This window comes from Candidatus Bathyarchaeia archaeon, assembly GCA_038873195.1.
Taxonomy (GTDB): Archaea; Thermoproteota; Bathyarchaeia; order Bathyarchaeales; family Bathycorpusculaceae; genus DSLH01.
This window is the reverse complement of sequence record JAVZEV010000001.1, coordinates 976,546-991,248: the sequence shown is the minus strand read 5'-3', so window position 1 is coordinate 991,248 and position 14,703 is coordinate 976,546. Positions and strand designations below refer to the sequence as shown.

Sequence of the window (14,703 nt, the reverse complement as noted above, 5' to 3'; positions counted from 1 at the left end):
TTTCGTTTAGATTTTCTCGAATTTTCCATTGAACTCTTCTACACGTTTTTTAACTTTTTCTGCGAACCATGGGGCTGCTTCGAAAACGATGTTGGCGGAGTTTTCTGCGTATTTTATTGTTTTTACGTCTGTACTTTTGAATAGCCATGATATGAATGGCATTGTCTCGTTTGTTGTTGGAATGATGATGGAGGCTTGAACATAGTTTTTTAGCATTTTTAGGATTTCGTTTTTCAGTAGATCAATGTTGGTTTTGTGAAGGGCTGATATTGGCACGGGGTTTGGAGCAGTTTCTTTTAGGTTTTCGAGTTTCTGGTAGATTTCTTCTTGGGATATTAGGTCGATTTTGTTTAGTGCTGTTATTATTGGGATGCCTGATGCGCCTATGCGTTCTATTGTTTCTAAGCAGACTGTAAGTTTTTTGTGTATTGCATAGATGGGCTCGCTTACGTCTACGACGAGAAGTATGAGATCTGAGTATATGGTTTCTTCAAGTGTCGAGTGGAAAGCCTCTATGAGCGTTAATGGTAAGCGGTCTATGAAGCCTACGGTGTCGGTTAATAGAAATTTCTTTTTTGAGAACTCTACAAGTCTAGTTGTTGTGGAGAGAGTTGTGAAGAGGGTCGTGTCCACTGGTACTTCTTCTTCTGTTAATGCGTTAAATAATGAGCTTTTTCCGGCGTTTGTGTATCCAGCCAAAGAAATCGATAAAAAGCCTAGTTCTGCTCTTCTCTCTCGGTGCAAAACGCGTTTTTCTCGAATTTTCTTTAGCTTCTTACGTACGGTATGAACTTGTTTCTTTACAGCCTCGTAGTAAACATCTACTTCGTAAGCGCCAAGTCCCATGAATCCAGGCTGTTCACCTTTCTTTGCCAATCTTACTCTCTCTTTTGCATGAGCTAGTTCGTATCCAAGTCTTGCTAATTGGATTTGTAATTGTGCCTCGGTTGTTGTGGCTCTCCGTGTGAAGATTTCTAGAATTAGCTGGAAACGGTCGATTACCTCTACGCCGGTGGCTTTTGCCAAATTATATGATTGAACTGTTTTGAGTGGATTGTCAAAGATTACCTTTTGAGCGCCGGTTTCTTTCACGAGTTCCGCTAGTTCTTTGACTTTTCCAGCGCCTATTTGATAGCGTGAGTCGCCTTCTCGAGTCTGCTCTATCTTTCCAACAACTATGTATCCTGCTGATTCAGCTAAGTTTTTGAGTTCTTCTAGGCTTGATGGTTCAAAATTTCTCCGTCGTTGAACTATGATTGCCTTCGTTCGGTTTTGTCCTCCTCTTTTTCCGTGTCTTTTTTGTTTAGTTGGATTAGGTCGCCTAATGTTAATTCGTGGGTTGATGGTTTCGGAATTTTTGTTTGCGGAGTTTTTTCTTCTGATGCTGGGACTAATAATTTGACTTTGAGAATGTGTTCAAGTTTTGTTGTAAGCACGTTGTCTGGTTTGATTTTTCCAGTTTCAATTTTTCTTAGCACTGAGACTTTTTCGTTTATTTTTTTGCCTAGTTCTTCGTGGGAAAGTCCAAGTTTTTCTCTTGCTTGCCTTATTTTAGAGTCAAAATTTTCTATAAGTTCTAAACTTGTGTCTACTGTGGTTTCTGTGGGCTTTTTACTTTGGGTTCTGAGTGGTTGAAGTGTTGTTTTGGGTTTTGGTGTTGCAACCTTTGGTTTTATTTCTTCCCAGATGGTTGTTCCATGTTTGGAGCATTCGTTACATACTGTTAACTTGGCTCCTTCAATTATGACTCTTAGGGGTTTGCCGAAGATTTTGCGTCCGCAGACTTCGCACCGCAATTGTTGGCACACACCTAAGCTGTTTTTATTAATTTGGTTATGTTTATAGTTTGTTAAACCATGGTAGATTGGGTGATGGTATTGGCGCGTTTGGAAGAAGCTCTTAAACGAATTAGAAGCGTTGCAGACTACCAGTTTGGAAAGGGCGTGGGCACAGCGCTTTTTCCAGAAGATGTGGAAATAGTTTATTCGCAGCGAACTGGCAGAATTCGCTACGTCTATTTAGGTGGCAACAGACTCGCAACGCTTCGCCCAACAGATGGCTTGTTCTCCTTGAGTATTGCGGGTGCAAGGCGAATCGCTGAAAGCGGTTGCTCTGTAAACTGTTTTGTTATTGTTCAAAATGAGGTTTCAGAGGTTATCGCTGATGGTGGCGATGTGTTCGCAGCGCATGTCGTGAAAGCTGATTGTGGCATTCGCCCAAAAGACGAAGTCATCGTTATCGGTGAAAATGGTAAGATTTTGGCTGTTGGAAGGGCTGTTTTGTCTGGCGAGGAAATGAAAGTTTTCAAAAGGGGTGTTGCAGTTAAGGTTAGACGTGGTTGTTCAGAATAGAGTTAAGTATATGAGGTTTAAGTGGCAATTGTTTAGTGGAAGGTGAACATTGTGCACAGGCGCGTTAGCCCTCGTGAAGCGAGGCGAATGATGCAACGCATGGGCATGAGCATGGACGCAATTGAAGAAGTTAAAGAAGTTGTCATCAAAACATCAAACAAGGAGATAGTTATTGAAGAACCCGAAGTGGCTGTTTTAGCTGTTCAAGGACAAAAAATCTATCAAGTGACTGGAGGAAAAATCACGGAGAAAGCTGTTGAGCGCAAATTAGCCATACCAGAGGAAGACATAAGACTCGTGGCTGACCAAACTGGCAAAAGCCTAGAAGAAGCCAGAAAAGCTCTAGAAGAAAGCGGAGGAGATTTAGCTAAGGCTATCCTTTTGCTTCAGTCCTAGGTACATTGTCGTTGTTATTTTCCGTTGCTTTTAAGTGTCGTTACCTATAGTATTTTGGATTGGAGGCGAGACTGTTCAGTGTTTGACATTGTCTCTGTTGGACATTTCAGTATTGACTCTATTTTCTTGCCAGATAGACGCTTGCCCTTTGTTGTTTTGGGTGGTTCTGTAGCTTACGTTTCTTTTGCGGCTAGGCGTTTAGACGCTAGAGTTGCTGCTGTTTCAAAGGTTGGCGATGATTTTCCAGTTGCTTACTTATGGTGGCTTCGGCAAGAAGGTGTCGACTTGTCTACTGTAGTTAAGGTTGAAAATGTGAAGACCACACGTTTTGAACTTAAATACGACAATGAACTGTCGAATCGTACATTGCGGCTAAGCAGTAAAGCGCCAGCTATAACCACAGATGATGTACCAGATTCTTTGAAAGCCAAAGTCATCCACCTCGCGCCTATAGCTGGCGAAATAACATACGAAGTAGCTGAAAAACTGAAACACCAAACTGAAGCCTTATCAATTGACCCACAAGGACTGGTGCGCATTTTTGACGAAAACGGAAACGTTTCCCTCAACACATTAACAGATAAGCGCATTTTAGAACTCGTAAACATTTACAAGTCTTCTCAAGCGGAAATCGAAGCAATCACAAACCAACAAGACCTCAATTCAGCGATAAAAGCAATTCATGATTATGGTGTTGAAACAGTAATCGTTACCTTAGGCGTGAACGGCGCGGTATTATCGGTTGAAAATGATGCTTGTAACATTCCAGCATGCAGAACAGAAAAGGTTGTAGATCCAACAGGCGCAGGAGACGCCTTCATTGGCGGTTTCTTAGCAGAATATGTAAACGGCGAAAACCTTCTGAGATGTGCATGTGTAGGTGCTGCAGTAGCATCTTTAGTTGTTGAGGCTCCTGGTCCAACTTTCTTCGGCGACAAAGAACAAATTTATCAGAGAGCACGCATGCTTTATGAAAAAGAAATTAAAGGATGACACGTATTGTATTGCGTTAAAACTGCGAGTAAAAAGGGGCGTTAAAATTTGGGACGAGTTGACAAAGGCGTGAAATGCAGCATATCTAACTGTAGCAAAGAAGCAATTCGCTCACTGTCAACCGATAAGGTAAAAGCTGCAGGTTTAAAAGTTGGCAGTAGCGAAAAACGTGCCTACCTATGTAAGGAGCATTATAAAGAGTTTAAGAAGAAGACAAAGAAAGATAAGCAACTTGAAAAATGGCGTTATAGCGCTTAGCTGGAGGAAAAACGGTTCATGAGGATATTGCAACTACACTCAAACTTCATCGAGTACAAACCAGTCCAAAAAGAGATAGCCATGGCAGAAGAAGCCGAAAAAAAAGCTGTGCGCCTTGAAGAAATAGTCGTGCTTTTCACAGCTGTTGAAGAAGGCGACAACACATCAGTAGCCAAAAAAGCCATAGACGAAGTTTGCGCTTTCCTCGAGAAACTGAAAGTAAACCGCGTCATAATCTACCCCTACGCACACTTAAGCAGCAACTTGGCAAAACCCACAGAAGCCCTAAAAATCGTGAAAACCATGGAAGCCTACGCAAAAGAAAAAAACATAGAAACATACCGTGCGCCATTTGGCTGGAACAAACAATTCACAATCTCAATAAAAGGGCATCCGCTAGCCGAGCAATCACGCGTAATATTGCCCGCGAAAGCAAAAGAGGAAAAAGAAGAAAAAGTTTCTGAAGCAGTAAAAGCCGAAGAAAAACTGGAATCCTTCTGGTACATTCTCGAACCAAACGGAAAAATGACTCCAGTAAAAGAATTTAACTTCAAAAAACACGAAAACCTAGAGAAATTTGCAAAATACGAAATTTCCAAAGTGCGAGCCAGTCAACAAATGCCGCCGCACGTGCCCTTAATGAAAAGGCTAGAAATAGCCGACTATGAACTCGGGAGCGACCCGGGAAACATCCGCTGGTATCCAAAGGGACGATTAATCAAATCCTTGCTAGAGCAGTTTGTCACTGCCAAAATGATTGAATATGGTGCAATGGAAGTTGAAACTCCAGTCATGTATGATTTCCAGCATCCCAGCCTAGCAGACTACATAAACCGTTTCCCAGCAAGACAATACCTATTAAAATCAGAAGACAAAGAGCTCTTCCTACGATTTGCCGCATGCTTCGGGCAGTTCCTCATGGTTCACGACACACAGTTTTCTTACAAGCACATGCCGCTGAAAGTTTACGAATTAACACGTTACAGTTTCAGACGAGAAAAAAGCGGCGAAGTCGTTGGTCTGAGACGACTCAGAGCCTTCACAATGCCTGACTGCCACGCCTTCTGCACAAATTTGGAACAAGTCAAAAAGGAATTTGTGACAAGATTCAAGTTATGCATACAAATCTTGGAAGAGATAGGTTTACCTAGAGAAAATTATGAAGCAGCAATACGTTTCACAGAAGAATTCTACAAGAAAAACAAAACATTCGTCAACTCTCTTGCAAAAATCTTTGGCAAGCCGGTGCTGGTTGAAATGTGGAAAGAACGTTTCTTCTATTTTACCCTCAAATGGGACTTCAACTTCGTAGACAATCAAAACAAAGCTGCCGCTCTCTCAACAGACCAAATAGACGTGGAAAACGCCAAAAGATACCACATAACCTACGTAGACGAGAAAGGTGAAAAACAACACCCACTAATTCTGCATTGCTCTCCAAGCGGCGCAATAGAAAGAGACGTTTACGCATTACTAGAAAACGCTTACAAAACACAACAAAACGGCAAACCGCCCATGCTTCCATTATGGCTGGCGCCAACACAAGTGCGCATAATTCCCATGTCAGACAAATTTCTAAAAAATGTTGAAGACATAGCTAAAAAAATAGAAAAGCATTGCATCCGCGTTGACATAGACGACCGCACATTAACTTTACAAAAGAGAATTCGCGAAGCTGAAATGGAATGGGTTCCCTACGTAATTGTTGTAGGACAAAGAGAACTCGAATCCGGCATACTTCCAGTGAGAGAAAGAAAATCAAGTAAAATACGCCAAATGAAACTAGAAGAACTCATAAAGGAAATTGAAAAGCTAACAGAAAACAAGCCATTTAAACAACTTCCACTCCCAAGATACCTCTCAAAAAGACCGCAATTCTACGGTTAATAATGAAGAAAACTCTCTAATCTTTACAAAAACTATATCAAACCTTAACTCGATAAACTACATTCTTCAGCTTGGGGGATAAATCTTTGGAAAAAGATTTGCTCGTTTATATAGACGGGAAATACTATCCAAAATCGCAAGCAAAAATTTCCGTTTACGACCATGGGCTTCTCTACGGCGACGGCGTCTTCGAGGGAATCCGCGCCTACAACGGCGTAGTTTTCAGATTAAAAGAGCACATTGACCGGCTTTATCGTTCAGCTCATACTATAATGCTGCAGATTCCAGTAACGAAGGAAGAAATGATAAACATAGTCTTGGAAACTCTGCGAAAAAACAGCCTAAAGGACTCATACATTCGACTCGTAGTTACAAGAGGAGTAGGAGATTTAGGACTTAACCCAAAAAAATGTCCCAAACCCACAATAATAGTGATAACTGACACAATTGCATTACATAAAGGCGAAGCCAAAGAAAAAGGCGTCACAGCGATGCTTTCTTGGGTCAAAAGAGACCCGGTGGACGCGACAACACATGAGATAAAATCACTAAACTACCTTAACAGTATACTGGCAAAAATTGAAGCAAACATAAGCGGCGTAGACGAAGCCATATGCCTTGACAAAAACGGCTTCATATGCGAAGGCGTCGCAGAAAACATATTCATAGTAAAAAAAGGTAAAATATTCACACCACCAAGCTACACCGGCGCCTTACCCGGAATAACTGCCGAAGCGGTGATGCAGCTTGCCAGAAAACTAGGCTATGAAGTCATAGAGAAGAATATAACACCCTACGAACTGTTTAACGCAGAAGAAGTATTCTTCACGGGAACCGCCGCAGAAATTGTGCCAGTTCGCGAGATAAACAAGAGAACAATAAACAATGGAGTGCCCGGACCGATAACGAAAAAGTTGATGGAAGCATTTGCTAAAATGGTTCAGGACCCGAAAGAAGGAATTCCTATCTACTAGGAAACATTTAAAAAACAGTAAGCTTAGCTGCTTAACTATTTCTTTCCATGAACCTTTCTACTTCATTGAAGGCTTCTTCTAACGTCTCAATTGGTGGTAGAAACACTCCTCTTACATGTCCAGCACCATAAACTGGGTCAAATCCAGACCCATGTACAAGAAGCACGCCTGTTTCTTTTAACAGTTCCAATGCAAATTCCTTGTCCGTTTTCCACTTTTGTCCTACCGCATGGATTTTTGGGAATACGTAAAACGCCCCTTCCGGCTTAGCGCAACTTAAACCCTCAATTTCGTTGAGCCGTTTCCATGCATAATCCCTTCTCTGCTTAAGTTTCCGAACCAGTTCCTTCACATGATCCTGCGGTCCATTCAACGCAATCACTCCAGCTTTCTGAACCGGCGTGTTTGCGCAAAGTCTTATTCTCGTTTCTTTTTCAATGCACTGTTTTAGTTCTTGCAGTTCATCTTTTTGATCATAAAAATACAAGTAGCCCAGTCTCCATCCCGTCATTAAATGCGCTTTAGAAAAACCATTAAGTCCAATTACTGGAACATCTTTAGCCAAATGAGCTGTGCTGATAAACTTTTTCTCATAAATTATTTGGTCGTAAATTTCATCTGACAAAACTGGCAAATCATGTTCTCCAGCTAAGTCCAATATTTGCTTCACAATTTTTTCATCATAAAGTGCGCCACACGGATTGTTAGGATTAATGATCGCAATTGCACGGGTCTTCTTTGAAATTTTCTTTTTTAAGTCATCAATGTTTGGTTGCCATTGTTCTTCTTCCACAGTTTCGTATGTAACTGGTTTTCCACCAAAGAATTTAGCATATGAAATGTAAGGTGGATATGTTGGTCCAGGAAGAAGAATTTCATCTCCAGCATCAATAAGTGCAGCCATGACCATTTGTATGCCTTCAGAAATTCCTTGGGTCACAATAACATTTTCTGCAGAAATGTCAACACCATTAACTCGCTTTTCTTTTTGACTTATTGCTTCTCGAAGTTCTGGTATGCCTTCTGAAGCTGAGTAAGCGTTTGCGCCTTCTTCTACAGCATTTATTAATGCTTGTTTAATATGTTTTGGCGTGTCAAAGTCAAATGCAACTGGGTCTCCTATGTTTAGATAGAAAATTTTCTTACCAGTTTTTGCAATTTGCTTTGCATAGGCGATGACGTCGCGGATGGCGTATTCAATGGTGCGTACTCTTTCAGTAGCCTTTACATTAGTCAAACTATTCATCCTTCCAGAATCAACGCTTCTGTTCTCTGCAAAAATAAAGCTTATGGGGCGAATTATGGAATGTGAAATGTTGTTGTGGCTTCTACTCCTTCTTTTGTGGCAACTATTATTACCACGTCGGTGTCTGGGTAAGCTTTCCAATCGAATTGGCATAGAAGAATGGCGATTTCGCTTGGCTTTATGATTGTCTGGTTTTCCGGGATGATGCCTTCCGCTAGAACTGTCTGGTTTTGCAGTTTTATCGTTACCTTTGACACCGTGAGATTCCATATGGAGTAGCTTAAGCTTTCAACTGTTATGTTTAAATATTTTGTATGAAAATCGCCGAACTCTGCAGTAGCAACTTCTGTTATGTTAAGCTCTGCCACTGGAAGAGCAAAAGTAAAATTGAACACATACTCTTCCCCAGTCTTGTTTGCCAGAACATAAACTGTTAAAGTTAAGTTTTCTCCAGCACGATTCGTCCAATCCGAAATATTACAGTAAAATGGTTGCACTGCACTTGAGTTTATTAATCCGTAAGGTAATTGCGGATCTGCCTTTGTGCCGTTGACTAATTCTCCAGTTTCTGCAACTACTATTTTTGTTATGTTAATGGCATCCAGCGAAGATGCATGGTTCTGTAATGTAACATTAAAATGAGTTCTATCTTGCAAGTTGAAAGTTTCATTTTCGTTGAGAATCTTGACAATAATTGGTGGTGGTGTTATCGCGGTAAAGTTTATCTCAATCTCTTGCAATGTATACGCTTTCACTTCGATTTTTTTCCCTCTTGTTTCCGTCCAGTTCCAATCAAATTTGAAAACAGACGATTGATTAGCTTCTAAACCCACGGAATAATTATTCGTGATAGCTGTTGCATTTTCCGGAGTGCATGTAATCATTGTAACATTAACATAGTTGTTTGTCTCTGCAAAATTGAATATTGTCACATTGAAATGGTCCATAGTGTCTACGTTGAAAGTAACGTTTTGAATTAGTGGATAAACTTGTTGTAGATCAAGTTCTTTTATGAACTGGTATCCTTCATTCGTTTCAATCATTACGTTCGCCTTTTTTAATCCGTGCCAGTTGCCTGTAAAATTAAAACTTACAGACGTTTTTGTGACTTCATATGGAAGCGTAGGCGATTTCAACGCAATATCATCAATTCCAGGAATGTCAATCCAATTGACTGTCACGTTGATTTCAGAGTTTGTAGCCATAGCTAATGATAAACTAAAGTTCTTGTATGAAATTCTTGGATAGAAATATGGAGTGACAGATAGTTTGACGAATGGTAATTGTTTTTCTTTATTTGCTGCTGAGGCATCTGAAGAAAAGATGCTTACGACAACCGTTTCTCCACCATGCTCTCCAGCGAATCTTCCCCAAGTCACGTTTTCGCCGTCTATTCTTATCTTGGAGCATATTATATTCATGAGTTGTCCCTTTTGAACACTTATTCCCTCTTGAATTGAAGGTTCTGCTTCAATCACGTCATAAAGTGTAGATTGCCCTTTTAAACTGACGGTGATTCTTGTTATTGTTGCATTAGATGGTGAATAGGACGGATTTAAAACTCCAACTTTGAACCATGCCGCATTATTTTTATCAAAATAAACATCTGTTATCGTTAGAGTTGTTCCTTCTGGGAGATCGGTGAATTGTGGAATTGTGAACATATAAGAGATTATGCCGCCTAAAATTGCAGACAAAATCAAGAGAAGTATAACAATAATAGTTGAAAGTGCTTTTGTGTTGCTTAATATGCGCATTTTACTCTCCCCCAAATTATGGATGTTGTTGTATCTCATATTCTTAGAGGTAAATAAGCATTCTCGTATGCTTGTTTTGCGTTATAATTTACAGTAAGCTTAAATCCATTTTGTTTTCAGTAGTTAATCCACAATCAGAGGGAGAATCGTGACAAGATGCGATGTGCTCGTGGTGGGCGCGGGAATTTTAGGTTTATCCACTGCGTACCACACAAAAAACAAGAATCCTAAACTGAACGTTTTAGTTGTCGATAAATTAGGCGCTGCGGGTCAAGGTAGCACTGCGAAAAGTGCGGCGGCTTTTCGTTGTCTTTTTTATTCTCGCACTAACTTTGCCTTGGCTGATTCTTCCGTTGAATTTTACAAGCATGCACAAAATGATTTGGGCTATGACTTAAAACTGCGTTGGGCAGGGTATCTTTGGCTTTTTGACGATAATGGTTATCAGAAAATGCTTCCAGTCTTGAAAGATCTAGCCCACAGAGGCTTTAAGTACAAAGAGTATGAAGGAAGCGATTTGGCTAAAAAATTATGCATGAACACCGACTTTACTAGGGACGAAGAAGCGCAAATGATGGGTTTAGGAAATGTTTACAAAGGAATATTCATTCCTAAGGCAGGTTTTATAGATGTTGATTCTCTTGTGAAATTTTACGAGTCTGAGTTTTTGAAACTTGGAGGGAAGATTCAATACAACACTGCGGTTACTGAACTTGTTGTGGAACCGCGCAAACCGTTGGGCATGCCTGGTGAGCCTTATTTCTGGCAAGATGCGATAGTTACTGGAGCAAAAACCAATAAGGGTTTCATACGAGCTGAAAAGACAATTGTTGCGGCTGGAGCTTGGGCTTCTCAGCTTTTAGATCGGCTCGGAATTGATTGTTTCATTAAGGCTAAAAAACGGCAAGTGTTTTCAGTCAAGGCGAATACCGAGGCTCTCAGAAAACTGCTTTTCACAAAAGAATTCTCAAATGCTGGATGTTTGCCTTTCACAATTTTCCCTAAGCCTTCTGCTTACATTCGACCTAATCCTGAAGAGGAAGCGTTTTGGCTGGCGTATGCTGACGAATTTCCAAGGGCTTTCAAAATTGAAGATAACCCTGAACCGGAAGAGAACTACTATCAATATGGGTTATATCAAGTTACAGCCAAATATTTCCCTCAATTTTCTGGTTGCCAACCTTTTTCGGCTTTTGCTGGTTTATACGAGATAAACACTATTGACGGGCAACCTTTGGTTTTTGAAGAAAATGGCGTGATGGTTGTAGGCGGCGCGAGTGGAAGTGGCATAATGAAAGCCGATGCTATAGGCAGAATTGCCGCTGCATTATACAATGGCGAGGAATACGCGTTGCTTTATGGTGACAGAAAATTCAAAGTCAGCGATTTAGGCTTGAAGCATAGAAACGTCGAACCAGAAAAACTGATTATTTAGCCTTTGAGTGATTAAATTTATCTACTTTCAAGTAGATACTCAGCAATATTCGTGGAGAAGATGAATATGTTCGGCTGGACTGGAACTTTTTTGCAAGTAAACCTCAGCAAGGGTAAGGCTATTGCCAACCGTTACGAAGCTAGTTTAGCCAAAAATTTCCTTGGCGGCAGAGGATTTGCTGTCAAAATTCTGTGGGATAAACTCAAGCCTGGAATTGACCCTCTTTCGCCTGAAAACTTGCTGGTTTTTGCGGCTGGTCCATTAACTGGTTTGTCTCTTCCTAGTAGTGGTAAACTGGTTGTAGCGGCAAAAAGCCCTTTAACTGGAGGCTACGGGGATGGAAATGTTGGGAGTCTTACTGCGGTTCAGATGCGTAAGGCTGGTTATGACGCTATAATAATTGAGGGCAAAGCTAACAAACCAATTGTTCTGCTTATTCGAGACGCAATAGCGGAGTTTCTTGATGCAAAAGACTTGTGGGGTTTAAGTTCATTTGAAACTGAGAAGAAATTGAGAGAGCTTTATGGACGCGCAGCTGGCATTCTCTGCATTGGTCAAGGTGGAGAAAACTTAGTCAAGTTTGCAAACATTGTCTGTCAAGAAGGACGCGCTGGTGGAAGACCTGGAATAGGCGCTGTCATGGGTTCTAAAAATTTGAAAGCTGTCGTTTTCATCGGTTCACATGAAATACCAGTAGCCCAACCTAAGGAAATGAAAGAGCTTGGCGCTGAAGGCTACAGAGAAGTTATGACTAAGCCGAGCTATGCTTTCTGGAAACGTCAAGGCACGATGATGACAATCGAGTGGAGCCAAGAAAACAGTGTTCTCCCAACATGCAATTACCGCGAAGGCGTCTTTGAAGAGGCTGACGAGATAGGTGGTTTTACAATGGAGAAGTTTAAGGTTTCTAATCGTGGGTGTCCGCAGTGTAACATGACTTGTGGAAATGTTGTTAAGAGTTCTGATAAGAAAGAGTCTGAACTTGATTACGAAAACGTTGCCATGTTAGGCTCAAACATTGGATTAGGCAACCTTAAGCAAGTTGCAGCGCTCAATAGGGCTGCTGACGAGTTTGGGTTAGACACCATTTCATTGGGTAACGTGATTGGTTTTGCTATGGAAGCATCAGAAAAAGGATTGTTAACAGATAAGATTTCGTGGGGTAAATTCAAGGATACAAAGGCTCTGATTGAAGACATAGCATATAGACGTGGGTTAGGCAGATTGCTGGCTGAAGGTGTTCGTTTTGCTGCTGAAGAAATTGGTAAAGATTCTAAACGTTGGGCTATGCATGTTAAAGGTTTGGAAATTTCCGCTTATAATTGCCATTCAACACCAGCTATGGCTCTGTCATACGCAACAAGCTCAATAGGAGCCCACCATAAGGATGCCTGGGTGATCTCTTGGGAAGTCAAAGTTGGACGCGAAAGTTATAGTGAAGAGAAAGTTGACAAAGTCATTGAGCTTCAACGTATCAGAGGCGGGGTTTTCGAGTCCTTAACCGTTTGTAGGCTTCCATGGGTTGAGGTCGGCTTCGAGCTTGAATGGTATCCAAGGTTCTTGTATGCGGCAACCGGGTTAGAGATGAATTGGGACAATCTAAACTTGATTGCTGACCGCATGTTCAACTTGACTCGTGCCTTCTGGGTTCGTGAATATGGCAAAAACTGGAGCAAAGAGATGGACGTCCCACCAGCAAGGTGGTTTGAAGAACCCTTAACTAAGGGCGCTTTGAAAGGTGCGAAGCTTGACAGAGCGAAGTATGATGTTATGTTGCAAAGATATTATAAGAAGCGCGGTTGGGATGAGCGTGGAATACCGACAAAAACAACACTGAACAAGTTAGGATTGAATGACGTTGCAAAACAATTGGGAAAACGCGTAAAACTGTACGAATAAAAACTGAAATTAGGATAAGAAATTGTTGGTTTAGTATGCTCTGGCGAAGTAGACTACTTCTTTTGCTTTTCCTCCACAATATACGCATCCCGCAAATGTCTTCTCTTTTTTAAACGGTACTATTCTGATTGTTGCACCCGTTTCTTCCTTTATCTTTTCTTCACATTCTGGACTCGCGCACCAACATGCTCTGAGAAATCCGCCTTTTTTCCTCAGTACTTTCTTGAATTCACTGTAAGTTTTCACTGTTGTAATATTTTCTTCTAGAGCCTTCCGGGCTTTGTTAAAGAGGTTTTTCTGGATTTCTTCCAGCAGTTCTGTTACCGCATCAATTATTTTTTCTTCTTTGGCTGTCATTTTTTCAAGCGTGTCTCTTCTGGCTAATGTTACTTGTTTTTGTTTCACATCTCTGGGGCCAATCTCTATTCTTACTGGCACGCCTTTTAGTTCCCATTCGTTGAATTTCCACCCCGGCGTGTATTCTGCTCTGTTGTCCAAAACAACTTGTATACCTTTCTTCTGCAATTTTTCATAGATTTGTTTTGCTTTGGTTAGAATTGCTTTGGGATCGGCATCCTTATAGGGTATGGGAACCACTACTACTTGTATTGGCGCAACTTTTGGAGGCAATACTAATCCTTTATCGTCACCGTGCACCATTACCAGCGCGCCTATCATTCGCGTTGAAAAGCCCCATGACGTTTGCCAGACATATTGTTCTTTTTCATCTTTGTCAAGGAATTTGATCTTGAAAACTTTCGAGAAGTTTTGGCCTAACTGATGCGAGGTTCCCATTTGCAAGGCTTTTCCATCCGGCATTATTGCTTCTAAAGCTGTTGTGTAGAGTGCTCCTGGAAATTTGTCGCTTTCAGACTTTTTTCCCGTGAGCACTGGGATCGCGAGGTAGTTTTCCATTACGTCCTTGTATTCGTTTAAGATTTGCATTACTTCTTGGTCTGCTTCTTCTTTTGTAGCGTGGGCAGTGTGTCCTTCTTGCCATAGGAATTCTCTTGTTCTAAGGAAAAGTTTGGTTCCTTTCGTGTCCCATCTTATTATGTTGCACCATTGATTAATTTTTATTGGTAAGTCTCTCCAACTTCTAATCCACTTGGCAAATGTTGCGTACATTATTGTTTCAGATGTAGGTCTCAAAGCGAGTTTCTCTTCTAATGGTGTGTCTCCGCCCATGGTTACCCATGCAACTTCTGGTGTGAAACCAACAAAATGTTCTGCTTCTTTTTTGAGAAAACTTTCTGGTATGAATAGCGGGAAGTACACGTTTCTATGTCCTGTTGCCTTTATTTTCTGGTCGAAGATTTGTTGGATTTTTTCCCAGATTGCGTATGAGTGTTCGCGGAATATCATGCAGCCTTTTACTGGAGCGTAATCTGCCATTCCTGATTTTACGATTACTTGAGTGTACCATTCAGAGAAATCTTCAGATTTTTTTACAGTAACGCCTACGTCTGACATTTTCATCTCTCTCCTTTTTCTTTGGTGGTTGAAT

At 41.0% G+C, this 14,703-nt stretch carries 13 protein-coding genes; 8 read left to right on the top strand and 5 right to left on the bottom strand.

What is annotated here, in order from left to right; translation table 11 throughout:
• Nucleotides 1–6: 6 nt before the first annotated feature.
• Together hflX and QXW63_05530 are read right to left on the bottom strand one after the other, a co-directional pair.
• Nucleotides 7–1,254, bottom strand: coding sequence for a GTPase HflX (hflX, locus tag QXW63_05535; protein ID MEM3461354.1), 1,248 nt, complete (start codon nt 1,252–1,254; stop codon nt 7–9).
• Entirely contained in the window at nt 1,251–1,796 is a 546-nt protein-coding gene (locus tag QXW63_05530) for a multiprotein bridging factor aMBF1 (protein ID MEM3461353.1), read from the bottom strand. Before QXW63_05530 ends, hflX begins: the two co-directional genes overlap by 4 nt.
• An 81-nt stretch (nt 1,797–1,877) precedes the next feature.
• On the opposite strand from QXW63_05530, the gene QXW63_05525 reads away from it, so the two are divergent.
• The 6 genes from QXW63_05525 to ilvE all read left to right on the top strand — a co-directional run bounded on the left by QXW63_05525 (nt 1,878) and on the right by ilvE (nt 6,859).
• Nucleotides 1,878–2,351 (top strand): PUA domain-containing protein, encoded by a 474-nt coding sequence (locus tag QXW63_05525; protein ID MEM3461352.1) that lies wholly within the window; start codon nt 1,878–1,880, stop codon nt 2,349–2,351.
• A 51-nt stretch (nt 2,352–2,402) separates the two neighbouring features.
• Nucleotides 2,403–2,747, top strand: a complete 345-nt coding sequence (locus QXW63_05520) for a nascent polypeptide-associated complex protein (protein MEM3461351.1) — start codon at nt 2,403–2,405, stop codon at nt 2,745–2,747.
• 78 nt (nt 2,748–2,825) lie between these two features.
• Nucleotides 2,826–3,740 (top strand): carbohydrate kinase family protein, encoded by a 915-nt coding sequence (locus tag QXW63_05515; GenBank protein MEM3461350.1) that lies wholly within the window; start codon nt 2,826–2,828, stop codon nt 3,738–3,740.
• Nucleotides 3,741–3,788: 48 nt separating this feature from the next.
• Nucleotides 3,789–3,998 carry a hypothetical protein gene (locus QXW63_05510; GenBank protein ID MEM3461349.1) on the top strand — a complete coding sequence of 70 codons (210 nt, stop codon included), beginning with the start codon at nt 3,789–3,791 and terminating at the stop codon, nt 3,996–3,998.
• Between the two features lie 18 nt (nt 3,999–4,016).
• Nucleotides 4,017–5,885, top strand: a complete 1,869-nt coding sequence (locus tag QXW63_05505; protein ID MEM3461348.1) for a threonine--tRNA ligase — start codon at nt 4,017–4,019, stop codon at nt 5,883–5,885.
• Nucleotides 5,886–5,971: 86 nt separating this feature from the next.
• Entirely contained in the window at nt 5,972–6,859 is an 888-nt protein-coding gene (ilvE, locus tag QXW63_05500; GenBank protein MEM3461347.1) for a branched-chain-amino-acid transaminase, read from the top strand.
• A 31-nt stretch (nt 6,860–6,890) separates the two neighbouring features.
• Here ilvE and QXW63_05495 read toward each other — a convergent pair whose 3' ends face one another.
• Nucleotides 6,891–8,096, bottom strand: coding sequence for an aminotransferase class I/II-fold pyridoxal phosphate-dependent enzyme (locus tag QXW63_05495; protein MEM3461346.1), 1,206 nt, complete (start codon nt 8,094–8,096; stop codon nt 6,891–6,893).
• 62 nt (nt 8,097–8,158) lie between these two features.
• On the bottom strand, nt 8,159–9,862 hold the full coding sequence (locus tag QXW63_05490) for a hypothetical protein (GenBank protein ID MEM3461345.1): 1,704 nt from the start codon (nt 9,860–9,862) through the stop codon (nt 8,159–8,161).
• A 148-nt stretch (nt 9,863–10,010) separates the two neighbouring features.
• On the opposite strand from QXW63_05490, the gene QXW63_05485 reads away from it, so the two are divergent.
• Nucleotides 10,011–11,297 (top strand): FAD-binding oxidoreductase, encoded by a 1,287-nt coding sequence (locus QXW63_05485; GenBank protein ID MEM3461344.1) that lies wholly within the window; start codon nt 10,011–10,013, stop codon nt 11,295–11,297.
• 66 nt (nt 11,298–11,363) lie between these two features.
• Nucleotides 11,364–13,196 carry an aldehyde ferredoxin oxidoreductase family protein gene (locus tag QXW63_05480; protein ID MEM3461343.1) on the top strand — a complete coding sequence of 611 codons (1,833 nt, stop codon included), beginning with the start codon at nt 11,364–11,366 and terminating at the stop codon, nt 13,194–13,196.
• A gap of 30 nt (nt 13,197–13,226) precedes the next feature.
• Here QXW63_05480 and proS read toward each other — a convergent pair whose 3' ends face one another.
• Complete coding sequence (gene proS / locus QXW63_05475) at nt 13,227–14,675, bottom strand: proline--tRNA ligase (protein ID MEM3461342.1); 1,449 nt, start codon at nt 14,673–14,675, stop codon at nt 13,227–13,229.
• Nucleotides 14,676–14,703: the final 28 nt, after the last annotated feature.